Genomic DNA, 25493 nt, shown 5'->3' on the forward strand with positions numbered 1-25493 from the left:
GGTCTCTAGCAAACTTACTTTTTTTTCCTTTGAGGCAGTTTCGGCTTATATAAATCTTAAACGACAATAGTTTCCAAAAGTTGCGCTTTGCAAGAGAGAAAAAAGGAAAAATTTCTCTAGATAAAGTGAAGAGGGTCAGCAGCACTCCTAGATTCTAGGAGCGCTGCTGACCCTTTAAGTTCAATCGATTTTATTTCAAAGAAGTATAACCAGTTTTCTCTACCAATTCCTGCCCCTGTGAGGATTGAAGCCAATCTAGGAACGGCTGGATATTTGGATTGTCATTTCGAGTGGTTACAGCATAAAATTCGGTGGCTAATGGGTACTGTCCACTACGAATACTCTTCTTGTCGGGCTTTACACCATCGATAGATAGGAGTGTGATTTCTCCACTTTGATTCATTTCTGAGGCATAAAATAAGAAGCTGTAACCGAGTGCATTCTTATAATTGCGATAGCTGGAGGTTTGTTGAATGATTCCGCTCATAACATCAGCTATATCTTCTTGAGGTGGTGTCATGAGTGGAGTATCCCCCATAAACTTTTGAAGCATTGTCTGACTTCCGCTATCTTCTGGCCGTTGAAAAGCACGTATCCGGTTACTAGGACCACCAACAGTCTTCCAATTTGTGATCTTACCTGCGTAGATATCTTTAAGTTGATCAGCGGCTAGTCCGGTTACGGAATTTCGTTTATTCACAAAAAATACGAAAGCCTCGCGGCCGATGGGTGTAAGCTTCAGCTCAACGCCTTTTCGCTTCGCATGTTTCTGCTGTGCGAGGGAAGGAGCAGCCACAAAAATAATATCGGTCTCACCTTCAATTAGTCTTTTGTAGGCCTCTGGTGTACTAGTACAAAGCACTTGACTGTTTCTATAGTCATATGGATCATATTTGCCAACAGGATAGACGGATTGCACGAAAGCTGAATACAGGGGGTAGAGTGCAGTTGCACCATCTAATCTAGGAGCATTACTGTCGATATGAAAATCTGCTGGTTCATCCAGATTTACTACTTTGGAATTCTCGACAAAAGGCTCATACAGCGTTAGATTGACCTCCCGATCATCAACTGTGGCAAGTCTGCTGACATAAGCAGCTTTAATCTCATATCCAGCGGTAGCCAGCAGGCTAAGACCGACGATGGATAACAGCACAATACGGCTTATTTTTCGTGACAAAATATTAAATATAAGGAGTACAACATAAATGGCGATTACAACAGATAAAACCACTACAAGTGGCGTATAAAACATAAGTCCCCCGGAAATTGCAGTAAATATAAAACCTATGACTCCTAAGAAAGCTATTCCGCCTACGGCAAAAAAGGAGAACAATAACTTCGTCCAGAATGATTCCTTCATTATAACCTCCTTGTATTTATTGTTAAAGTATGGAAAAACTTAATTTCATTATACAGTAGCTTTTAGGATGAATCTGTAGAATATTATCGAAAAAATATGTAATAAAAAGCTGTGACACATGAAAATTTTATGTATATTTTCATAAAGTGCTGGACTAATTACAAGAAGAGGTTTATTCTGAGATTGTGAAAAAAACAACGGAATACAAGATTCTCGGGGTAGGGTGAAATTCCCAACCGGCGGTAATGTTCAAAGCGAACTGAGCCCGCGACTCACTTGTTCTGCTTGCAGAGAAGTGACTGATCTGGTGTAACTCCAGAGCCGACGGTAAAGTCCGGATGGGAGAGGATCATAAGATAAAGGCGCTAGGAGTCTATCCTGTACGTCTTTATTGATAATGCCCCCGAGTCTACCTATTATGGTAATTCGGGGGTTTTTGGTCTCTTATCGAGGGTTTGTATCGACAAGGAGAATGGAATTATGAGTAATGTAACAGTTTCATCATCAACTAAGGTAAGCAGCACGTCTCCGCTACGCAGTGGGTTTTGGCTCGTTGTGATCGGTGCAGCACTATGGGGCGTTGATCCGCTCTTTCGTATTATCCTCTTAAAGTCGTTAACCTCGTCGCAAATTGTCCTGTTGGAGCATGTTGTGCTTTTCTTTGCGGCTTCACCGGTTCTTTGGCGTCACCGTGCCGAGCTTAAAGGCGTCGGACTACGCCAAATAGGTGCGCTGTTAATTGTTTCATGGGGAGGCTCCGCCGGGGCAACAATCCTATTCACGATGGCACTTTCCAGTGGGGATTTGAATGCAGTGCTATTGCTGCAGAAGCTGCAGCCAATATTCGCGATCGGTCTGGCGGCTTTAATTCTTAAAGAACGTCTGCCCAAAAATTTCGGAATTCTCATTGTTCTGGCACTGGTAGGAACCTATCTGTTGACCTTTGGTTGGAGTATTCCTTTTGGACATGTGAATAACTTTATCGGTGTTAGCAGTCTGATGGCCTTAGGAGCAGCCGCACTGTGGGGTGGATCGACAGTAATGGGTCGTTATCTGCTTGGGTCTATGAAATATGAGACAGTGACTTCCCTACGATTTATTTTGGCGCTACCCTTGCTCTTCGTTATCACTACATTAGAAGGTGCACCATGGCAGAGTCATGGCGGATTTGGTGCATCTGCTGCCATAGCCATTAATTTGTTGCTGCAAGCTTTGCTGCCAGGATTACTCAGTATGCTTCTGTATTACAAAGGACTTAGCACTACTAAAGCTTCCTTCGCCACATTGGCTGAACTAAGCTTTCCTATGACGGGAGTCATTATTAACTGGATCGTATTCCAGCAGCTTGTTACTCTTCCGCAAATTATCGGATTTGCTTTGATCTGGACCGCTTTATTCTTTATATCGAGCCAACAGTCCAAACCACAAACGCTCTGAGTAGACTCTCATTGAATAGATTCGACTATATAAAGGGATGACTGAAATGCCTAGAGGCCTTCGGATCATCCCTTTTTTATGTCTCTACACTATTTTCTCGTTCATTCGACTGCAAAAACTGCAGAAATGTTTCGTACGTAACATATAGCAGACTAATTTAAGCCTTTACAATAAGAGTGGCGATAACAGCGCTTGAACAGGGAAATGCCAATCTACTTCATTTTGCAGGGATATTTGTTCTATGCGTCAGCGAAGATTATTTGTACAATAGGGGCTATGACATTTGAGTCGGGGTGTGAAGGAAAGTGTATAGATATAATTTATTTACCAAAATCGTGAGTATCATGGTCATTATGCTGATCCCGATTACGATCCTCTACTTCTATTCCAACAAAACGACTACGGATGTGCTGCGCACGGAGTTAAATACTTCGAACAGCAATCAGCTCAGTTTTTTTCAGAATCAGGTAGAGAGTAATATGGAGCTATTATCATCGTGGCCGATCTTGCTGATTCATGATCCTGATATTTTGAGCTTAAAGGACACTTATTTGAAGGGTACACATTTGAATCTGGATGCGATCAACCTGGTCAAGCGGATTCAGACCAAAATTAGTATCCAAGAAAGCTCCTCCAACTGGAAGAGCAAGTTGTATCTATACTCCCCGTCCATCCATCGAATGGTGTCAGAAAGTGACGCTATACCGTATGCGGATGAGGATTTGAAGCGGGAAGTAAAGTCAGGCTGGCATGTAGAAAAGATCAAGGAACAGGATGGCGACCGCTTCTTGTTCTCATGGTTTTCTTTTACACCCTTTATGTCAGAGTTCTCTCCGGAAAAGGTCAATACGGTTATGAAGGTAGAGTTCGACAGCCGAAACATTGAAGATATGCTGGATAAATTCAAAAGTGATGGTAGAAGAGATCCTTTTTATTATAAGCAAGGTACTGGACTTATCTTTAACCGCAGTGCCGACAAGCTGCTAGCCAAAGAACTAGTAGAAAGGCTGGAGCAAGAGCAGCTGAATCAGAGCGAGAATCGTACTGTGAAAATTGAAGGCGAGTCATACAGTGTAAATATAGTCTATTCGGACAAAATGGGCTGGTATTTAATCGACTATATGCCGCTGTCAGAAATACTGCATCCGATCCTAACCTCCAACCGCTTATTTTATTTTGCTGTTAGTGCATTGTTATTAATGAGCTGTCTCGTAGCCTATTTATTATATGTTCAGGTGCAAGTGCCCGTTAGATTATTGGTTGGAGGTTTCCAGAGGCTGAAGCAAGGGGACTACTCTACACGGGTGGAGATCAAAGGTAGGAATGAGTTCAGCTTTCTGTCCGGACGGTTTAACAGCATGGTAGAACAGATCCAGCAGCTGATAGAGAATGTGTTAATGGAGAAAATCCATGTTCGCGAAGCTAGATTAAAGCAGCTTCAATCCCAGATCAATCCGCATTTCTTCTATAATTGCTTCTCATTTATTACGAGCATGGCGAAGCTCGATAATATGGGTGCTGTCGTCGGTATGTCGCATAATTTATCTCGATATTACAGATATACAACCCGCCAAGAACGTGATCTAGTCGCTTTATCCGAAGAGACAGAATTCGTGACTCACTATTTGGAAATCCAAAAAATGAGGATGAGCAGACTTCAGTATGAGGTGAATATCCCGCCGCAAATGCGTAAAAGAGATCTTCCACCGCTAGTTCTTCAACCTTTGGTTGAGAATGCGGTTATCCACGGGATTGAGCCCGTCTCTAAAGAGGGGCTGGTGCGAATTACCGGTTCATGCAACGGTAGAGTCATGACATTATCGGTTGAGGATGACGGACAAGGCATGAGCCGAGAGGGTATTATCGAATTGGAAAATAAACTAGGCAAGGCGATGGATGAAGAAATGGGCTGTGGGCTTTGGAATGTACATCAGAGAATGCGGCTGCGTTTTGGTGAGGAAGCAGGATTGACGATTTCACCATCACCACTCGGGGGATTACAGGTTACACTGCAGTGGTTAATACCACTAACTGACAATGATACGGATGACATCTAGGAGGGAATATGATGATAGAGATATTGTTAGTCGATGACGAGCCTTATGTAACGGAAAGTCTGGCCCGCACCATTCCGTGGGACGAGATTGGAGTAAAGCAGGTGCATCAGGCGGCATCAGGTGCCGAGGCACTACAAATACTGGAAGAGCAGGACATTGATATCATGGTTACTGATATTTCTATGCCTGGGATGTCCGGGTTGCAATTAATTGAAATGGTAAGTGAGAGATGGCCGGATATTCGGTCGATTCTACTGACAGGTTATTCTGATTTTGAGTACGCGAAGAAGGCTATTCAGCTGCAGGCATTTGATTATATTTTGAAGCCAGTAAGTGATGAGGAGTTTATCAACAGTGTATCCGGTGCTATCGAATCTCTGAAAGACGAATGGGAGGCACATGATAAATATCATTTGCTTCTCTATAATCGGAAAGCCGATTACAGTGTCTTGCGGGCGAATTTGATGCATGAATTACTTCTTGGCAGGGTGCTGTCTGAGCGGACGCTTGCACTAAAGCTTAAGGAATATGAAATCTCTTTCGAATCGGATGTTGAAGCGTCGATGTTATTGATTCAACTGGGTAAGCATTATGCCGCAATGGATCATCATTCGGTTTCCTTAATGGAATATGCTATCGGCAATATTGCCGAGGAACTCTTCAAGGAGCAGTTCCATGTCTGGTTCTGCAAAGCACCGCATGATTGTTTAATTCTGCTTGTAGAACTGAAGCCAGTAGTTCAGCGAGAGTTGGAGAAGTCGGATAATTACGAAGCTGCGAGACAGCAAATCCTTAAGTCAGCGATAGCTAATTTCCGAATTAGTGTGAGCAATTACCTCAAGGGCCAGATATCGCTTATCGTAACGGAGTGGTTCGCATTCCCTGAAGGGATGACGGCTGCATATCGGAGTGGCCTAAGTTCTATGTATTTAGCAGCACATAATGAAACCGGCTCGGTACTTTATCTGGGGGATCGACATCATCAGGAGATGATGAGCATCAAATCGCTCGAAAGTCTTTATCGTCCGCCAACGCTCATTCATTTGCTGGAATCTAAGCAATGGGATATAGCCCGCCAGAAGATTGCGGATGTGTTCCGAGATATGGAGAATGCACGCTTTTCAAGTGAGCATCTTTATGAGGTCTTTCTGTCAATTACTAATGCGTTCATGTACATTGCTCACAAAGGGGGGCAGTTCATCTCGCAAATCGACCAATATGCGTTTGATCCGATGTTGACGCAGAGTATAATTGTTTCGTTTGACAAGCTGAAGGACTGGGCGTTTGATATGCTAGACAAGCTTCAGAAGGAGCTCTCGGAAAGTGACCAGAACACGAAAAGTTATATTATAAAGCAGGTACATGAGCTGGTGGGAAACCATTCTGGGCATGATCTGTCGGTTAAGACGATAGCGGATCATGTGTATCTGCACCCCGTATACTTATCTAAAATATATAAAGCTGAGACAGGAGAAGGGCTTGGAGACTATATTATCCGCATGCGGATGGAACGCGCACTTTATCTGCTTAAGAACACCAACAAAAAAATCTATGAAATCACTTCCGAGCTAGGATATCAGAATCCGCAATATTTCAGCAAAATGTTCAAAAAACATTACAATATGACACCAAATGAATTTCGGGATGGATAGAGAGGTTGAGAAAGGTGCAGAAACCTTGTTTAAATGACGTATTCGACATCATCTTCGTTCCCTATAATTAAGCTATAACCAACACTTAAGGAATCTAAGGGGGAACAAAATGAGCGCGATGAAGAGAAAGAAATGGCTGCCGCTCCTGTGTATGAGTATGCTTATGGTAGGTAGCATCGCAGGTTGTTCAGGCAATAACGCTGCTGATGGAAAAAATACAGCTGGTGAAACGACTACAAATACAGCGACTAATTCTGAAAACGCCTACAAGGATAAATACGATCCTGAGGTGACTATTACAACCGTATGGGGCGTTGACCCTGAGCTTAAATTCAAGAACGGGGAAAGCATTGAGAATAACGTAGCTACGAAGTGGGCAAAAGAAAAATTCGGCATCAACATTAAGTCACTATGGTCCATCACAGATACGAATGGTGCATTTGGAACTAAGCTACGCCTATCGATGTCATCTGGTCAGGAAATGCCTGATGTTGTAACCATCGGTACGGGAGATAGCACGATTGCTCAGGATTTGATCGATTCCGGTATGTATGCTGAAGTGGGAGAAATGTTCGATAAATATGCTTCAGATACTTGGAAAGAAGCGATGGCACAGGATCCTAACGTATGGAACCAATACAGCCGCGATGGCAAAAAAATGGGTCTTCCTGTACTCGATTACGCGTACAACCATGATTACGTGCTTTGGATCCGCCAAGATTGGCTGGATAAACTAAATATGCAAGCTCCTAAAACGATCGATGAGCTGGAAAAAGTTATGGATGCGTTCAAGAATCAGAACCCTGATGGCTTGGCACCAGATAAAGTAACTCCACTTAGTATCGGCTTTAAGACATCAATGAACACTTGGATGGGCGATCCTTCTTGGATCTTCGGTGCTTACGGAACCCTTCCACAGCAATGGAATCTAGATGCTGATGGTAAATTGGAATACGGCTCTGTGAATGCAGGTATGAAGCAAGGGCTGGAAAAAATGAAGGAATGGCTCGCAAAAGGTTATATTCCTCAAGAAGCAGCGCTTTGGGATGAGAACAAAACAGCTGAGCCTGCAGTGGCAGGTACAGCAGGTATTCTCCCAGGACCTTATTGGATGAGTGGTTGGCCGCTTCAGGATACCGTGAAGAACGCTCCGGATGCCGTATGGGCTCCAATTGAAATTCCTGAGGGTCCAGATGGTAAAGTTATGCGTCACGGTACACAGTTCACCAATGGTGTAACTCTGATCAGCACTAAAATGAAAAATCCAGAAGCATTCTTCACTTATCAAAACTATCTGTTCGATAACTTCGCTGATCCAAAGCCTGGTAGTGAGCTAGATAATGGTCTCTTCGCAGGATATGACTATGAACTAGATGCGGCTGGTAAGATGTTACCTAATGATCAAATTGCTGGCGGTTATGTGAATAGTGTTCGTTATATGCTAGTTCGTGATGGTGCGCGGATTCCGGATGCCCAAATGAAAGCACTTCTTAACCTGGCAGATGGTGCTGAACCAACAACACGTCTGGAGAAGGATGTAGCCGTAAACTATGGTAAGGATACTCCTGCAGCTGCGAAAGTCCTGCTGGCGCAAGAGGATAAATCCTTCAAAAATATGTTCACAGGTCCTACAACTCAAACCATGAAATCGAAGATGGATTACCTGAACAAGATCGAGAACCAAACGTTCAATGAGATCATCTATGGCAACAAACCACTGGATTCTTTTGATACCTTCGTGGCGTCCTGGAAATCAGGCGGCGGCGATCAAATCACTAACGAAGTAAATGAATGGTACGACAGCGTAAAATAATGCTTTGTTAAGTGTATAAGTAACACAATACGGGACCGTTTCCTTAGCTGTATATTCAGCTGTAGGGACGGTCCTTGCTTGCGTTTTGGGTTACCGGAATGCGTTTACATAAACATCTATTTCTATGTGGTAAAGAGATTGGTTTTGTACCATATATATTGGTTTTGCTCGCTGTTTGGCGAATCCTGTCGTTGTTATAATTTGAGTATGGTTACAGAAGAACTTGACACGATATGGGGGACCAAGGATGAAAACACTTAAAAAAACATGGCCTTTTCACTTGATGTTGCTTCCGGCGATGATATTCCTGATCATCTTCAGCTTTATTCCGATGGGCGGAATTGTGATGGCATTTCAGGATTATAAGCCATGGCTAAAGATTTCCGGATCAGCGTGGGTTGGACTAGACAATTTCCGCTATCTATTTGAACGTAATGACAGTATGCAGGTCATTTGGAATACATTGATTATTGCCGTTCTGAAGATGATCTTCAATCTGGCTGTGCCGTTTGTGTTCGCCATACTATTAAATGAGATTCGTAAGGTTTACATACAGCGTACAATTCAGACGTTGGTTTATTTACCTCACTTCTTGTCTTGGGTCATCCTCGGTGGGATCTTGCTAGACTTACTAGCTACAGATGGTTTTGTCAATCAGATCCTCGGCAGCATGGGGATTAAACCCATCTTTTTCTTAGGTGATAATAACTGGTTCAGGTTCACGGTCATCCTCACAGATGTATGGAAGGAATTCGGTTATAACACGATTGTCTTCCTAGCCGCTCTAGCGGGTATCAACCCTTCATTATATGAAGCTGCTGAAATAGATGGCGCTACTCGCTGGAAACAGACACGTTATATCACAATGCCTTCTCTACTGCCAATGGTTGTTGTTGTAGGTACTTTGGCTCTAGGAAACGTATTGAACGCAGGGTTTGACCAGATCTTTAACCTCTACAATCCGCTGGTCTATCAGAAAGGCGATATTATCGACACCTTCGTGTACCGTACAGCTATTTTGAATGGTGAGATGGGCTTTGGTACGGCGATCGGACTGTTCAAGTCAGCCATTAGTATGGTCCTGATCCTCGTTTCGTACAGTCTGGCTAAAAAATGGGCAGGATATCGCATTTTCTAAACTACCAAGGGAAGAGGGAAACCTATGTATTACAAAACTAAAGGTTATCGTATTTTCAACATATTCAATACTTGTTTTCTGATCATACTAGCACTCATGTGTATTGTTCCTCTGATTCACGTATTAGCTGTATCTTTCAGTGCCAAGTCTGCGGCAGATGCCAACCTGGTGGGCTTGTGGCCAAAGCAGTTCTCTCTGGAAGCTTATAAAAAGACAATGAATAACCCGATATTCCTACACTCCATATGGGTATCCGTACAAAGAACTATACTCGGAACTGGACTAACACTTTTAATTACTTTTCTGGCAGCTTATCCTTTGTCAAAAGAAAATTCGGCCTTCAAGGGCCGGAATGTGTACTCTTGGTTATTCGTCTTCAGTATGGTGTTCAACGGTGGATTGATTCCATTCTACATTGTGATTCAAAAGATTGGCCTAATGGATTCCTTCTGGGTACTAGTTCTACCAGGTGCAGTAAATACGTTCTTGGTAATCCTGATGTTGAACTTCTTCCGAGGTATACCTAAAGATCTGGAAGAGGCTTCGTTAATCGACGGAGCAGGACATTTCCGTACCTTGTTCAGCATTTACTTGCCAATTTCATTACCGTCTATTGCGACGATTGCACTGTTTAGTATGGTGTTCCATTGGAACTCCTGGTTCGATGGACTCTTGTATTTGAACAATTCCAAGCAGTTTCCGCTGGCAACCTTCCTGCAGACTGTTATTATTCAACGGGATATGAGCTCTATGAGCATTAATCCGAAGGAGATGGAATTGATCTCGCAGACCACGGTTAGAGCCGCGCAAATATTTATCGGGGCCGCTCCAATCCTGATCGTATATCCTTTCCTGCAAAAGTATTTTGTTAAAGGAATGACACTTGGTTCTGTAAAGGAGTAGAAATGATGATCAGCACATTTATCAATGGAATGGACATCTCGTTTCTGGATGAAATTGAACAGGGTGGAGGCAAGTTTCATTGTAGCTCTGTTCAGGCAGCTGAGGAGGGTGAGGATCTGATTCATCTCCTTAAGGACAGTGGAGTAAATGCCATACGACTGCGAATTTGGAATGACCCTCCAGGTGGCTTCTGCAATTTAGAACGTACGCTGTTTATGGCAAAGCGAATTAAGGAAGCAGGCCTTAACTTTCTACTAGATTTTCATTATTCAGATAAATGGGCCGATCCAGCTAACCAATGGAAGCCAAAAGCTTGGGTGGCACTTGATTTAAGTGGTTTGACATCTGCCGTGTATGAATATACTCGCGAGGTTCTTGGGGCTTTACAGTCCCAAGGCACGCTGCCTGATATGGTGCAGATCGGAAATGAGATTACGCCGGGCATGTTATGGGGTGAAGGCAAGGTGGATGGAGAGTGTGATACTCCGGAACAATGGGAGCAGTTCACTACGCTAGTTAAAGCAGGTATAGCGGGTGCGAAATCCGTCGATGCTGACTTGTCCATCATGATCCATATTGACCGCGGGGCGGATCATCCGGCAAGTCGTGAATTTTATGATCGGTTCTTAGAACATGGTGTCCATTTTGATGTGATCGGATTATCTTTCTATTCTTGGTGGCATGGTACTTTGGACGACTTGCAGCATAACCTGAACGAATTAGCGCTGCGTTATAACAAGGATATCGTTGTGGTGGAAACAGCCTATCCATGGACGCTGAATGCACCTGAAGGCTTTTCCATAATTGTTAATGAGGAAGCCCAGCTGCATAAAGGTTATCCCGCCACAGTAGAGGGTCAGGCTAAGTATATGAAGGATTTTATAAACGTAATTGAGAATACACCTAACGGAAAGGGCATCGGCTTTTATTACTGGGAACCTGCTTGGATTCCTTCGCAAAAGGAATGGTCTGTTGGCCATGAGAATGGTTGGTCCAATTTAGCCATGTTTGATTTTGAAGGTAAGAAACTGGATTCGCTCCATTTTTAAGAATCTCTGGGATAGAACAAGAAGACAGCCTATGGTTTAGCCATGGCTGTCTTCTTTTTTTAATTCAAAAAGGCATCCAATGCTAACGTTGGTTTTCCAGAAGAATCAAAGGCGCCCTTCGTGTAAGCGTACCATGTCCCGTAACTCTCCGGCTCCCAATAGAACACGCCAAGCCCTTTGCCGCCGCTTACCGATTTAGTTTTGCTAATAATATCCGTAAGAAAGGCTTTAGCTGCTGAAGGTCTCATTTACAAATCAATTAGGCAGATGATTAGTGGGATATTGCGTAAATGAATTTATACGAATGAATACTAAATGTCCATTTTATGTTATTCAAATCGGGAAATACACGGAAAGAGAGTGTCCCCAAAGGGCGCTCTTTCTGGTCTATCTGACTGTCTGGTGAGTAATGACAGCTTTTGCGTCGATTTTTTAACCAGAATTTAAACAATCAAAGAACCTCATTTTAACCTTTGTCTTCTACAATTAATATGAAGATGAGTGACAAGGATGTCTACTTATCCAATCTTTTGTAAAGGGAGCAACGCTAAAATGAAGACGAAGAGAACGTTTAGATTTACAAGGATGATTCGAAACATTGTGCTGGGTTTAACCACAATTATGCTAATAGTTGTGTTAGTGAATCAAGTACTTTCAAGGTACGAACACAAGAAATACCCTGCATGGGGTCAATATGTTGAAGTAGATGGAAAGAAAATGCATGTGTATACAAAGGGGACGGAGGGTAGCGCCATTGTTTTGTTAAGCGGACTGGGAACGATTTCACCTGTATTGGACTTCGAACCCTTAATTAACGAGTTGGCCAACCATCACAAAGTAGTCGTTGTAGAACCTTTTGGATATGGTTGGAGTGATATGACCGATAAAGAACGAACGGTGGAGAACATCGTAGGGGAACTTAGGAGCGTGTTGCAAAAAGCAAAGATAGATGGTCCCTATATCCTAATGCCTCATTCTATTTCCGGAATTTATAGTATGTATTACGCCAATAAATATCCCGACGAAATCAAAGCTATCGTTGGAATCGATATCACCTTACCGCAAGCCGTGGACTATTTTAAGGAACCCGTTCCCACTATGCCCAAATATATGAGCTTGGTCGTGCCGAGCGGGTTGGCAAGACTTGCATCCTATATCAGTCCGGGCATTGTTTTACCACAGGCCGATGAAGGTACTTATACTCTTGAAAATCTAAAGATGACCCAAATCATTACCGCATGGAAAGCCTATAATAAGAATGTAGTGAATGAAGCAAGGGAAATAAAGAACAATATTGCTGCTACAAAGGATATGGTCTTTCCGCCAAGTCTGCCTGTAATGATCTTTACGCCCCCAAGTGATAAAGTGAATGCCGATGGGAAATCTAATTTAACCTTCTATGAGGATCAGCTCCGTAAGCTGGATCAGCATCAGCTCATCATCATAAAAGGGCATCATTATCTGCATTGGACCCAATATAAGCAAATATCTGCTGACGTGAACATGTTCTTAAACAACTCTGCTGCATTGGAGTGAATCATGAGGGAGCAAGCTCTCTCAACTTCATCCGATGGCCTTCGCTGAACACTTTTGTAACGTGCTGCCGCAAAAACTCCGTTGCAGTTCTTTGCCAGACATTTCTCTATTCGTAAATGACCCATCATAGTTAAGCAGATTTCCACAGGAAGATTTGTCCTGTTTATATATAGCAATGGTCACATCTTGCTCCTCAGCTAAATAAAGCGCCGTTTGCGCCTCAAAAAAACGTGTCCACCAAAACACAATCTAATGATGAAAATACTTTGTTATCTATAAATCACAAATATTTGAGAACGATTCTAAATTAAAATCACTGATTTATTCTTATTATATAGTTGGCGCATGTCTAGTTTATCCTTATAAAGGAACAACCCAAGCGACCAATTTAAGCATCAGGTCCTTTGGGTTACGACTGCTGGATTGAAAGGTCAAATGCCTTTCCATCAATCTTGATCCAGGAATGATCGAAATACGGTTCATCCGGTCGCTGAACTTCTCCGATGCAAAGCTCCGACTCAATGCCTTGTTCGTTAAGCATCACATACATGATGGAAGATAGTAGATGACAAACGCCTGGACTTGGGTTCTTCTTAAAGTCGTCATTCAGCAGGAAAAACGTCTTATGGATTGCCGCTTACTGAGAATGGTTGAAAATTACCTCTTCCGCGACCTCGCTCCAAGTTTTCCCACAGCAGCCTCCGCAGATTAGGATTTAAACAACAATGCCCATTAAGAAGAGATGTTTGTATCCGCTTACATAAAACTCCTCCCTTCGTCTTTTATAACAAAATTGTAAGGTGGGGTAAGCATTCCCGATACCAATAAAAATTCAACATTTCAACATCTTTGGAAATTGATTCAGAGCTTCAAGAGTAAAAATAAGGCTTTACTCCCATACTACCGTTATCTTGCACCGGAGCTACTTCACCACAACCTTTAGGAGGACTGCGGATGAAACAACATTCTGCTCCCGCCATCTATATACAGCTTAAGAACCGTGTGTCGGTGCCCAAAGGTAAAAATATCACACTGGGTGATATTGCTTTCTTGATTGCTGAGCCAGAGCTGAAGGAGTCGTTGGAATCTATTCTGCTAAAAGAGCCGGAGCAAAGTGACGGTAACCTGATTTTGATCGATCTGCTGATGGTTATTCCGCTCATCCATGAGCTTCTGCCGGATGCAGTGATAGAGCCGATCGGTGAAGGAAGGACGATTGTGCAGATTGAGGGGCCGATGGAGAGAAGGAAGCCTTCAGTAGCGATGTTTGTATTAGTGTGGCTGCTGTTATTCTTTGGATCTGCGCTGACAATCATGAATTTCCATGCAGATGTAAACATGCTGGAGGTACAAATCCGAATTGTGGAGATGATAACCGGACATCGTGATGAGCATCCGATTGTATTTCAGATTGCTTATTCTGTTGGAATCGGTTTTGGAATGGTCATTTTTTTCAACCATTTATTTAAGAAGAAGTGGAATGAGGAGCCTACACCGTTAGAAGTGGAAATGTACCTGTATCAGAAAAATATCGATCATTACGTCGTCAATGAGGAATACAGCAAAATGAGGCGCCGTGGAGAAAAACAACCGGAGAATATGGAGGACTGAAGATGACAGCACCTTTATCTCTGGGACTGAATTTATTGCTGGGGATTGCGGGAGGAATCGCAGTTGGCGGCGGGGTGATCGCATTATTTGTTGTGCTCGATATGGTGCCTCGTCTGGCTCAATTAACCTCTTCCTACGATAAAGTTCACTGGTACGAAGGTGCGATGGTTTGCGGATCATTGGTAGGTACCGTAAGTGATTTTTGGAATTGGAAAATATCCTCAGGTCCTTTGGTTGAACTTGGTATAGGACTTTTTGACGGGATTTTTGTCGGGATGCTCGCTGCAGCATTGACCGAGGTATTAAATGTGCTGCCAATACTAGCGAAACGCTTGAATATGACACATTATCTGTTCGGGCTGTTAATGGCGATGGTGAGCGGGAAGGTCGCGGGTTCATTGTTCGACTGGTTTGTATACCGACAGTAAACGGAGGGGTTAAGTATATGAGTAAATATATTCACAGCGGTGATTCTGCGCCGGAGGAGGACCATCAGGAAGATAACGCTGCGGCTGCCGCAGCAATGAAGAATACTGCAGCGGATCTAGTTGCAGATCACACAGATGCTGATGTAGCTTCTATGACCAGTGAAAGTGCAGATTCTGCGGAAAATGCTGTAGTAGATGAATCGAGTCTAGGTCAGCAGGATGCAGAGACGTCTGCGGAGCTAGGGACCGAAGAGCAAAGCACTGAGGCATCAGTTCAGCCGGATTCAGGTCAGCAGGATGCAGAGGCATCTGCGGAGCTAGGGACCGAAGAGCAAAGCACTGAGGCATCGGCCCAACCGGATTCAGGTCAACAGGATGCAGAGGCGTCAGATGAGCTCGGTAATCAGGAGCAGAACGAGCCTAGCAAAGGTTTTTTTGCCAGGTTATTCGGCTTAGATTCAGACTCGGAATCCGAAGGTGAGACGCAAGATCAGAATGCCCAGCAAGCAGATGGATCAGAGGCAGCAACGGGGTCTGTGGAAGAATCCCAAGCGACGCGAAAGTCCAAACCATCTAAGAAGCAAGCGTCACAAGAGAGCACTGAGCAAAAGGGAACCAGTAAGCTGCAAAAGAAACGCGATAGCGAGCGCTCCAATTCTTTAAAGGAATCCGTCATTTACTGGCAAGGAACTGATGAAATCTCACCTTCCCTGCAAGATACGAAACAAACACTTACTGAGGTAATGGGGCTGGGAACAAGCTTTGATGTCACATTTAGACAGATGTCCTTTGGTGGACATAAGACAGCTCTACTCTGTTTAAGTGGATTTACCAACACAGATGTAACCGATGATATACTCAAACGTTTGACCTATCTCACATCTGAGAATCTGTCTACGGGTGTGCTGTCTAGCTTTATGAATGAATATGTCCCTCACATACAGGTGGAAGAGGGCAATTCATTAAGTGAAAGCATCGAAAAGGTACTAGAAGGTTTGAGCGTACTATTCGTCGAGGGTGAAAACAAGGTTATCATAATGGATACTCGTGCTTACCCTAGTCGAAGTCCTGCCGAGCCTTCGATTGATCGAGTGGTGCGCGGTGCGCGCGACGGTTTTACAGAGACTCTACTGAGCAATATCTCGCTTGTCAGAAGACGGGTTCGTGATCCGGGACTGAAATATGAGTTGTTTCGGGTTGGACGACGGACACAGACGGATGTCTGCGTGGCTTATATTGATGATATTGTTGATAAAACACAGGTTAAATCAGTGATCGACAAAATCAATAGCATTGATATCGATGGCATTCCTCTGGCAGATAAGCAATTAGAGGAAGCGATTATCGGTGGTGGATGGAATCCATATCCTATGGTGCGTTATTCTGAACGCCCTGACGTTGTTGCCTCCAATTTGTTGGAGGGACGTGTAGTAGTGTTTGTAGATACCTCACCCATTGTTATAGTTCTTCCGACTACGTTTTTTGATCTTTGTCAGCATGCAGAGGAGAATCGCCAGACTCCTTTTATGGGAACGTACTTGCGATGGGTTCGTTTCATCGGTATTTTTGCGTCGATGTTCCTGCTGCCGCTATGGATGCTGCTTGTCATTCATCCTGAACTAAAGCCAGCTGTGCTGGATTTTATTGGGCCTCAAAAGACCGCTAGAATTCCTTTACTCGCCCAGTTTCTTATTGTTGAGCTTGGGGTTGATTTACTGCGGATGGCTGCAGTACACACACCAACACCTTTAGGCTCAGCGATGGGCCTGATTGCAGCCATATTGATTGGTGATATAGCGGTACAGAGCGGTTTGTTTGTAAACGAGGTAGTTCTGTATATGGCTGTAGCTTCTATCGGTATGTTTGCAACTCCGAGTTATGAGCTGGGTCTGGCCAATCGAATAGTCAGGCTTGTGTTATTAGTAGCCGTTGCGGCATTCCAGGTGCCAGGATTTATGATTGGAACGACGCTACTTACGATTTTCCTGACGACCCATCGTTCCTATAACTCCTCATATATGTGGCCGTTTATACCTTTTAATGCAAAGGCAATGAGTGAAATTCTATTGCGTAAGCCGGTCTTAAGTTCGAAGACAAGGCCGTCTTTTAACAAAACTAGAGACAATACCAGAATGCCGCCTTCTCAAAAGAATGATTAACAGTCGCAGGAAAATACAAAACTACTGCAAATTAGTCCATTCAATGGAGTTCCCACTGTCTGTTATACTGAATACACTAAGACAGGGTGGAACCTTGATATTCCACAGAAATTGGAGGACTAAAGAATGTTTCTACACGGTACTAGCCGAATTAATGATGCTGGGCATCTGGAGATCGGCGGATGTGATGTAACTGAATTGAAAGCGGAATATGGAACCCCGCTATATATATTGGACGAGCAATTGGTTAGACAACGTTGCCGGGAATATATGGATGCTTTTAAAGCCTCTGGACTTGGTTTCCAAGTAGCTTACGCAAGCAAGGCGTTTTCAGTGATGGCAATGGTACGTTTGGCTGATGAGGAAGGCTTGTCGCTTGATGTTGTATCTGATGGCGAGCTTTATACAGCTTTGCAAGCTGGCTTTCCTGCTGAACGTATACATTTTCATGGCAACAATAAGACGTCCGAAGAGATCGAAATGGCGATTGATGCCGGGATTGGCTGCTTTGTAGTCGATAATCTGGTAGAGCTTAACCTTTTGCAGTCGATTGCTGCACGCAAGGAAGTTACGGTTAACATCTTACTACGTGTGACACCAGGTGTTGAAGCACATACGCATGAGTACATTACAACAGGTCAGACTGATTCCAAATTCGGTTTTGATATCGGTAATGGATCGGCTTATGAAGCAGTTAAAGCGGCAGCTAGCAAAAAGAACTTAACGCTGCTTGGCCTACATTCCCATATCGGTTCTCAAATTTTTGAAACAGATGGATTCCAGCTTGCTGTTGAACGTGTAGCGAGTTTTGCTCGTAGTGTTAAAGAAGGCTTGGATGTGGACTTCCGTGTAGTAAACCTAGGTGGAGGTTTCGGCATTCGTTATGTTGAGGGAGATACTCCGTTACATGTTTCTGAATATGTTGCGGCGATTACGGATGCAGTGAAGACTCATTTTGCTGGAATTTATAATGCTTTGCCTGAAATTTGGGTAGAACCGGGCCGTAGCATTGTTGGAGATGCAGGTACTACACTTTATACAGTAGGTACTAACAAGGATATTCCAGGCGTGCGTAAGTACGTTGCGGTAGATGGCGGAATGACCGATAATCCACGCCCTGCATTGTACCAGTCTAAATATGAGGCAGTACTTGCTAATCGTGCGAATGAAGAAGCTACAGAGACCGTCTCCATCGCTGGTAAATGCTGCGAGAGCGGAGACATGTTGATCTGGGATGTAGAGCTGCCACAGGCTGAAAGCGGCGATCTGTTGGCTGTAGCTTGCACAGGTGCTTACAATTACTCCATGGCGAGCAACTATAACCGGCTTCGTCGTCCAGCTTTAGTGTTCGTTCAGAACGGACAAAGCGATCTTGTAGTGCGTCGTGAAAGCTACAATGATCTTATTGCCAACGATATTGTTCCTGAGCGTATCGCTAAACAAGCCGCTGTTGCCAAGTAACAATCGCTACTGTAAGTAGGGAATATTAGTGAGGCATAAAGAGCAAGTAGGAATTACTCCTACTTGCTTTGCTTTGTGCGTGGTTTCATAGTAATATAATTGAGGTATTCTAATTTTGTTTATTTTGAAAGGGGTCATTTACATATGGCAAAGCAAGCGAAAATTACTCTTGAAAATGGCGGCGTTGTGCTGATTGACTTGTTCGATCAAGACGCACCAAACACTGTAGCTAACTTTGAAAAGCTAGCAAAAGATGGTTTCTACAATGGATTGACATTCCACCGTGTTATCCCTGGTTTTGTAGCTCAAGGCGGATGTCCTAACGGAACTGGATCTGGCGGTCCTGGGTACACAATCAACTGCGAGATCAACCCAAACAAACACGAGCGCGGAACACTTGCAATGGCTCATGCGGGTAAGAACACAGGCGGAAGCCAGTTCTACATCTGCTACGCACCGCAACCACACTTGGATGGAGTACACACTGTATTCGGTAAAGTAGTGGAAGGTATGGAGCTTGTTGATACTTTCAAAGGACGCGACAAAATGACTTCGGTAGAAATTATCGAAGCGTAAGATTTAGAAATTTAAAAAGGCTAGTCTCCGAATTATCGGAGGCTGGCCTTTTTTTGGCTTACTCGCTTGCGCCTCGAATTACGCCGCTCTGGCACCCAGAAGAATATCAAATACATGAGCAGAAACAGAATGAAGGCAAACAACTCTTCAATAAGCAGGTAGTAAGGATAAGGTCCGAAATAATCTAATACGGAATAAGTGCTGGGCTTGTAAGACAGGAACATGTAGTTAGATCCAAGGATGTAATTGGCGATCCAGACACAAGCGGCCACAATGTTTAGGCCAAGCATGGTGAACAAGAGTGACTTCCAAGTCGGTTTATAGCCCTCAATCCAGGTCATATAAAGAGAAGCGAGAATGATACCACCATGAGCTATGAAGAACAGAAGAAATCGGAAATGTGGGAACGGATAGACCAGATTAGGTGTAAGTAACGCAATGAATGCTCCACCAATTCCAGCAAAATAGAGAAAGGAATATAGTGTTCGGCTGCGTGTAATCAGCATGATAACGGATAGTAGTAAAGTGATCCCGCATAGTTCGAGCGGTAGTGAGGTACTGGATCGCCATACGTTCTGAGAGATGTACCATATTTGAAGTCCCGCTTCTGAGGATACAAGGATCATAATCAGCAGCAAGCGAACACTTTGCCGAAGTTTTACATCGGTGCGAATTTCGAACCTGAAGCCGTAAAGCAGTAGACACACCAATGCGATGATGGACAGAGCGATCCAATGTGAAGGGGAGAACATAATGAAATCCTCTATGCGCTGTCGATCAAAATATGATGAAAGTTGCATGAACGAACCTCCTTTGAACATAAAACATACTCCAATAATAAATTATGTAAAATTTTTATATTTATTGTTTCTGGAATCCATGAAATGGTTAAATATGTATGCAATCTGTCGACTCCGCTACATAAGGGAAGTCTTTTCATTATTTTAACATAAGATGGGGCGATGGAAGCGGAATTACATAAGAAGCATTCAAGCATGAAGAGTGGCAGAGATTACGCTTCAAGAGAGGATTCAAACACAGAAAAAACAAATTGGAAAAGGAATTGGGGGCTTTTGGATCATGTTAAAGAAAAGAATAAGTATGATGATCGTTATTCTGATGCTGGTATCGCAATATGCTTATGGCATCGGATTCGCTCCACAAGTAAAAGCAGCAGCGATCGATCAAGAGCGGAACATCATCACCAGTGTCTCAATGGCTGTGTACGGTGCAGACGGGCAGACCGTCACGGATAGCGTCTATGAGCAAGATGCTAATGTTACATTGGACTATACGTGGTCTCTTCCTAAAGATCATCAGTACAAGCAAGGTGACACTTTTACCTTTCAGCTTCCAGAGCAGTTTCAGCTTTATAATGATTTTAACGGATTGTTGGTCTCAGAGGATGGAGATGTGGGAACTTTCGCTGTGGAGCAGAGTTCTCACCAAGTGATTATGACCTTTAATGACTACATAGAAACGCATGATGACGTGCAAGGAACGCTTCGGATAAATACTAAATTTGATAAACAAAAAATCTCAGGAAGTACTATTCAACAAATTTTATTTCCTGTGAGTGGTGGTGTTCAGACAATATCGGTAAATTTTAAGCCGAGTGTCGGATCGACCATTGAGAAGAGGGGGATCGCTCAAGGCTTCAATGCAGATCGTATTTTGTGGTCTGTTGACGTTAATAAATCGTTAAAAACCGTTGGAAATGCAGTCGTAACAGACCCTATACCGACAGGTTTGTCATTGAGCACTCCGGTTACTGTAAGCGTGTATCAACTAAGTATCCAGCTGGACGGTTCGGTAACGCAAGGTGCACTACTCGATACTAGCAAATATTCTACAGAGTTTATTGGAGGATCACTAATTGTTCGTTTCACTGATCCAGTGATCACTAGTGCTTACCGTATTGAATACACCACAGCTATTACTGACGAGCATCAGCTGAATTTCACCAATACAGCGACCTTTACAGGAGATGGGCAAGTTCCTGCTAGTTCCTCTGCTACTGTCCAAGTAGAACGAGGAGGAAGCTTGAACAAGTACTCTAGCGGGTATGACTGGAGCAAACAAATCATTTCCTGGGCAATCGAATATAACTATAATAAAAAAACGATTCCGCAAGGAAAAGCTGTAATAACGGATTTGTTTAATGATTCACAAGAGCTAGTTGTGGATTCGTTAAAAGTGTACACGGTGCAACTGGATTCAGCGGGTGCGGCAACGATAGGCAATCTTTTGGCAAAGGATCTTGATTACACAGTAGCTGCAGCGTCAGACGTGAATAAGACTGGGTTTACCTTGCAATTTAAACATGATGTATCCTCCCCCTATCGAATCGAATATAAAACCAAAGCTGTAAAACGTGTATTTGCAGATACTACAATCACTAATACAGTTACGGATAGTACTTACACTGAAGAAGCTACTCGCTTAATACGGTCAGCCATTCTGTATAAGAACTTATCAGACGTGGATTACCAGAATAAAACGGTGGGATGGAAAGTCACATTGAACAGTGACAACTATCCAATGAGTCATGTTGAGATTACGGAATCGTTCCCCTTTGGAGGACTGAAATTCATTCCGAATTCAATTGTGATTAGAAATCTGAAGGGCAATGTATTGAATCCAGCAAATTATAATTTAGTATACAATACACCTGTTCAGTCTAATAAAGGCTTCAAGGTTGTCTTCAAATCGCCGATTTCTGAAACTTATACAATCAGCTATACTACAGAGTTTAATAAAGATTGGATTTGGTCAAATACTGAAAATTTCAATAACAAGGTTAGGATGGACTGGTTAGACACGTCCGAAATTCCTCGCACAACAGTAGCAGAAGGTTTATTTATCCCAAGAACTGAAGCGAAGAGTAATGGTTTGAAATTTGGTTCCTATAATGCTTCGACTAAAGAATTAGCTTGGACAATAGGGGTCAACTATAATGGCAAAACGATTACAGAGCCAGAGGTCGTGGATATATTGCAATCTGGCCAAAGCTTGGTTCCTGGATCGCTGAAAGTGTACACCATGAATGTTGCAAAGAATGGTGATCCAACTAAAGGTGTTGAGGTGAATAGTAGCAAATACACTTATAGTGTTAGTGGTAATAACGAGATAAAGGTCTCTTTTAATGACGCTATTCATTCCGCATATTATATCGACTTTCATACAAGTCTTGAAGGCCAAGTCATCGGCACTTCTATTGATAACAAGGCCAATCTTTATGACGGGACAAAAAAGATCTCCAAGGATTTGAAGGCATCGGTAACGATTCCTTATGGAGACGAATATCTCTTAAAGAATGGTGCCCAGAACGGAGATAAAATAGATTGGAGTATTCTAATTAATCGTGGTCAGTCTACTGTGAAGAATGCTTTAATCCAAGATACTCCTAGCGCAAATCAAATTTTGTTACAGGATTCATTCCACCTCTATCCTACTGCAGTGGCTGTAAATGGGGATGTAACCAAAAGCGGACCTGAACTGGTTCAGGGTACCGATTATAGCGTTGAAATAAAAACGGATGTTGATGGTAAACAGTCTTTTGATTTAAGCTTCGCTAAGGAGATTAGTAAAGCTTATATTCTTGATTATCAATCTCTGATTATGGCTAATACAGGAGATAAAGTTATTAATACCGTTCGTTTCAGTGGTTACAATGTTATTGAAATAAGTGAAGATTCTTCCAAAGAAATTATCGTCGGTGTCTCGAGTGGATCGGGATCAGGTAGCGGGGTTAAAGGCATATTGACGATCAAAAAGGTGGATGCAGAGGACCACTTGAAATTGCTTAGTGATGCGACTTTTGCACTTTATCGACTAAATGGCGCTGACCGAGTATTTATTAATAGCTTGACCACAGATTCCGCTGGAACAGCCACATTTAATAAAATATGGATGGGCAACTATGTATTGATTGAGACAGCAGCTCCAAGTGGCTATGTACTTGATCCTACAGAACACCCAGTGTCTATTCATTCTTCGTCAGCGAAACAACTCGTGATTACGAACCAAAAAGCAGTGGAGCCTACGCCTACTGCAACGCCAGAATCAACTGTAACTCCAACACCATCAGCTTCGTCGGAACCCACCGTTACTCCGTCAACAACGCCGACTGCCACAACAACACCGGAATCGACGGTAGCACCTACACCAACATCAGGAACCCCTGGGGGTCCGGTTGTACCTACGCCTACGAGTTCGTTGGTGCCTGGAGTAATCATCAATGATCCGGCAGTACCTGCTGGCCCTGGGAATACGACTGGTCTGGAGTCCGCGACATCAGTAGAGGAGGAAACTCCAGATCTAGTTATTACAGATGAAGATGTTCCTTTGGGAGAAGTCGACATCGCTGATGAGGAAGTACCTAAGGGTACTGTGAACAACAGCACCTCAGGTGCTGCTCATCCTCAGCTTCCGAAGACGGGGGAGAGTAGCCCTGTGCCACTCTACATGACAGGTATAGGATTAATAGCAATAGGCTTTATTCTGAACCGTGTATTCCGGCGGAGGGGAAACATAGAGTAAGTGAACTGATCAAGTATGCTTCGAAATTGTAATGAGAAAGCACCCGTCGAGATAATGTCGGGTGCTTTTGGCGCTAATTGTTATCGTGTTCATATTTTCAATGCTCAGAAAAGGTTGATAAAGAAAATTCGGACCAGTGGGCGATGCAAGGCGGACCCGGGAACCATTTGTGTTAACGTGAAATAAAAGCGTGAACAGTAATTAAATCTATTCACTTAGAACGCAAACGAATTGAAACTCGGTAATCCTTTCTAGTAGCCATTAATCTTAATTTATCAAGAGAATTCATAACATGTCTTAAGATTTGGGAGACTACTATGCTATAATAATTTCAAATTCAATATGTTGGAGGAGAATTGAAAGATGTGGAAAGAGTTTAAAGCCTTTGCCCTGAAAGGAAATGTACTTGATTTAGCGATTGCTGTCGTAATTGGAGCAGCTTTTGGTAAGATCGTGACATCATTAGTAGCTGACATTATAATGCCGATCGTCGGTTTGTTAACAGGGGGGATAGATCTCAAGGAGCGAGCTCTGAATGTCATGGTTATGGATAATAAATTATCTATCCCGTACGGTCTGTTTTTACAGTCGGTAGTTGATTTCTTTATTATTTCCTTCTCAATCTTTATGGTGATCAAGCTGGCAAATAAATTTCAACGTAAAGAAGCGGTTAAAGTTGAAGTGGTGGAGACTCCTGCACCATCAGAGGATATCGTGCTGCTTACTGAAATTCGTGATTTGTTAAAACAACAAGAACGTGGTTTGTAATCGTGAAAATACAATCAAGAAGCGCTGGGAGATACTTGTTCCGGCGCTTTTTGGTTTCTTTTTTTTACGTAAATAAAAGGATTGATGAAGGGTATAAGCAGCACAGTGTAACTCAAAAATGCCGATGGTTGACTAGTCAGTAGTGATAGTACTCCAGTTTTATTAGGGGGCCTAGGAGCTAGAGCGGGAAAGAACGGTATAAATCCCGTAGAATTGACGGAATTGGGCGCTAGAGGGGGAAAGAACGGTATAAATCCCGTAGAAATGACTGAATTGGGTGCTAGAGGTGGAAAGAACGGTATAAATCCCGTAGAAATAGCATAATTACGCCGAAGAAGCAGAAAGAGGGAGTAACTTTTCACTGTGTGATGTTAGCTCAAGGGTTCTTGAAGATTTTATATAAAAGTATAAGTTTTACGCTGAAAATAATTCTACTAACTCTAAGAGAAACGACTATCTTCTTTTCCATAATGACAACCTCGTATCTACTTGTAATCACCATACATCTTAGAATTAAGTTACAAATTTTAAGTAAATATATTAAACGCACTTGCATTTCGATGGTGTAAGTGATAATTTTGTTAGTAAGGAAAACTTGAATCTCAATTTAATAAAGGATCAATCCTTCAGGGCAGGGTGTAATTCCCTACCGGCGGTGATGCTGTTGTAGAATGCTTATTTATTAAGTTTATCTACTACACTTAGTCCGCTACCCGGCTCGCGTTGTTGACGCGAACGGTGGACCCGGTGAAATTCCGGGACCGACAGTATAGTCTGGATGGAAGAAGGAGAGGTTAACCGCTTGTCTGCAATAGACAAGTGGACTGCAGTGTTTTCATTTATTATGTGCGATATTTCACAATTGCCGTCGTTGGACGGTTATTTACGCACACTTTTATTTGGACTGCCGATAAACTCTCGCATAACCCATCTTGAGCTCCTCCTGGAGAATGAGATGGGTTTTTCTGTTTTTAAGTATCAGATAGACAGTAAATGGATA

20 protein-coding genes and 2 riboswitches are annotated in these 25493 nt (G+C 43.0%); of the genes, 15 read left to right on the top strand and 5 right to left on the bottom strand.

Features of this window, described 5'->3' with window-relative positions; genetic code table 11:
• Positions 1-190: 190 nt before the first annotated feature.
• Entirely contained in the window at positions 191-1363 is a 1173-nt protein-coding gene (locus tag NSS67_RS12305) for a substrate-binding domain-containing protein (RefSeq protein WP_339319794.1), read from the bottom strand.
• Between the two features lie 205 nt (positions 1364-1568).
• A riboswitch (FMN riboswitch) is annotated at positions 1569-1717 on the top strand.
• Between the two features lie 126 nt (positions 1718-1843).
• Here NSS67_RS12305 and NSS67_RS12310 point away from each other — a divergent pair.
• From NSS67_RS12310 to NSS67_RS12340, 7 genes are all read left to right on the top strand, one after another.
• A complete protein-coding gene (locus NSS67_RS12310) occupies positions 1844-2800 on the top strand; it encodes a DMT family transporter (RefSeq protein ID WP_339319795.1) in 957 nt (318 codons plus the stop codon).
• 344 nt (positions 2801-3144) lie between these two features.
• Entirely contained in the window at positions 3145-4857 is a 1713-nt protein-coding gene (locus tag NSS67_RS12315) for a histidine kinase (RefSeq protein ID WP_339320584.1), read from the top strand.
• 11 nt (positions 4858-4868) lie between these two features.
• Positions 4869-6509, top strand: a complete 1641-nt coding sequence (locus NSS67_RS12320) for a response regulator (protein WP_339320585.1) — start codon at positions 4869-4871, stop codon at positions 6507-6509.
• 109 nt (positions 6510-6618) lie between these two features.
• Positions 6619-8322, top strand: coding sequence for a sugar ABC transporter (locus NSS67_RS12325; protein WP_339319796.1), 1704 nt, complete (start codon positions 6619-6621; stop codon positions 8320-8322).
• 247 nt (positions 8323-8569) lie between these two features.
• A complete protein-coding gene (locus NSS67_RS12330) occupies positions 8570-9460 on the top strand; it encodes an ABC transporter permease subunit (RefSeq protein WP_339319797.1) in 891 nt (296 codons plus the stop codon).
• Between the two features lie 24 nt (positions 9461-9484).
• Positions 9485-10363, top strand: a complete 879-nt coding sequence (locus tag NSS67_RS12335; protein ID WP_339319798.1) for a carbohydrate ABC transporter permease — start codon at positions 9485-9487, stop codon at positions 10361-10363.
• 2 nt (positions 10364-10365) lie between these two features.
• Positions 10366-11412 (top strand): arabinogalactan endo-1,4-beta-galactosidase, encoded by a 1047-nt coding sequence (locus NSS67_RS12340; RefSeq protein WP_339319799.1) that lies wholly within the window; start codon positions 10366-10368, stop codon positions 11410-11412.
• A gap of 59 nt (positions 11413-11471) precedes the next feature.
• On the opposite strand, the gene NSS67_RS12345 is transcribed toward NSS67_RS12340, so the two are convergent.
• On the bottom strand, positions 11472-11660 hold the full coding sequence (locus NSS67_RS12345; protein ID WP_339319800.1) for a glycosyl hydrolase 53 family protein: 189 nt from the start codon (positions 11658-11660) through the stop codon (positions 11472-11474).
• Between the two features lie 304 nt (positions 11661-11964).
• Here NSS67_RS12345 and NSS67_RS12350 point away from each other — a divergent pair, with 304 nt between their 5' ends.
• Complete coding sequence (locus NSS67_RS12350) at positions 11965-12948, top strand: alpha/beta hydrolase (RefSeq protein WP_339319801.1); 984 nt, start codon at positions 11965-11967, stop codon at positions 12946-12948.
• A 27-nt stretch (positions 12949-12975) separates the two neighbouring features.
• Here the strand turns inward: NSS67_RS12350 and NSS67_RS12355 are convergent, their stop codons facing one another.
• Together NSS67_RS12355 and NSS67_RS12360 are read right to left on the bottom strand one after the other, a co-directional pair.
• Complete coding sequence (locus tag NSS67_RS12355) at positions 12976-13194, bottom strand: hypothetical protein (protein ID WP_339319802.1); 219 nt, start codon at positions 13192-13194, stop codon at positions 12976-12978.
• Between the two features lie 163 nt (positions 13195-13357).
• The gene (locus tag NSS67_RS12360; protein ID WP_339320586.1) at positions 13358-13579 is read right to left on the bottom strand and encodes a lasso peptide biosynthesis protein; all 222 of its coding nucleotides are present in this window, start codon (positions 13577-13579) and stop codon (positions 13358-13360) included.
• Positions 13580-13902: 323 nt separating this feature from the next.
• Between NSS67_RS12360 and NSS67_RS12365 the strand changes: the two genes are divergently transcribed.
• The 5 genes from NSS67_RS12365 to NSS67_RS12385 all read left to right on the top strand — a co-directional run bounded on the left by NSS67_RS12365 (position 13903) and on the right by NSS67_RS12385 (position 19183).
• On the top strand, positions 13903-14559 hold the full coding sequence (locus NSS67_RS12365) for a stage V sporulation protein AA (RefSeq protein ID WP_339319803.1): 657 nt from the start codon (positions 13903-13905) through the stop codon (positions 14557-14559).
• Positions 14560-14561: 2 nt separating this feature from the next.
• Positions 14562-14987, top strand: coding sequence for a stage V sporulation protein AB (locus NSS67_RS12370; protein ID WP_339319804.1), 426 nt, complete (start codon positions 14562-14564; stop codon positions 14985-14987).
• A 536-nt stretch (positions 14988-15523) separates the two neighbouring features.
• Complete coding sequence (locus tag NSS67_RS12375; protein WP_339320587.1) at positions 15524-17146, top strand: spore germination protein; 1623 nt, start codon at positions 15524-15526, stop codon at positions 17144-17146.
• Between the two features lie 126 nt (positions 17147-17272).
• Entirely contained in the window at positions 17273-18607 is a 1335-nt protein-coding gene (gene lysA / locus NSS67_RS12380) for a diaminopimelate decarboxylase (protein ID WP_339319805.1), read from the top strand.
• A gap of 144 nt (positions 18608-18751) precedes the next feature.
• Positions 18752-19183, top strand: coding sequence for a peptidylprolyl isomerase (locus tag NSS67_RS12385; protein WP_339319806.1), 432 nt, complete (start codon positions 18752-18754; stop codon positions 19181-19183).
• 32 nt (positions 19184-19215) lie between these two features.
• On the opposite strand, the gene NSS67_RS12390 is transcribed toward NSS67_RS12385, so the two are convergent.
• On the bottom strand, positions 19216-19983 hold the full coding sequence (locus tag NSS67_RS12390) for a TIGR02206 family membrane protein (protein WP_339319807.1): 768 nt from the start codon (positions 19981-19983) through the stop codon (positions 19216-19218).
• A 280-nt stretch (positions 19984-20263) separates the two neighbouring features.
• Here NSS67_RS12390 and NSS67_RS12395 point away from each other — a divergent pair, with 280 nt between their 5' ends.
• Together NSS67_RS12395 and mscL are read left to right on the top strand one after the other, a co-directional pair.
• Entirely contained in the window at positions 20264-23725 is a 3462-nt protein-coding gene (locus NSS67_RS12395) for a collagen binding domain-containing protein (RefSeq protein WP_339319808.1), read from the top strand.
• Positions 23726-24088: 363 nt separating this feature from the next.
• Complete coding sequence (mscL, locus tag NSS67_RS12400) at positions 24089-24493, top strand: large-conductance mechanosensitive channel protein MscL (RefSeq protein WP_339319809.1); 405 nt, start codon at positions 24089-24091, stop codon at positions 24491-24493.
• 618 nt (positions 24494-25111) lie between these two features.
• Positions 25112-25287, top strand: a riboswitch (FMN riboswitch).
• Positions 25288-25493: the final 206 nt, after the last annotated feature.

The organism is Paenibacillus sp. FSL R10-2734, from assembly GCF_037963865.1.
Classification (GTDB): Bacteria; Bacillota; Bacilli; order Paenibacillales; family Paenibacillaceae; genus Paenibacillus_AQ.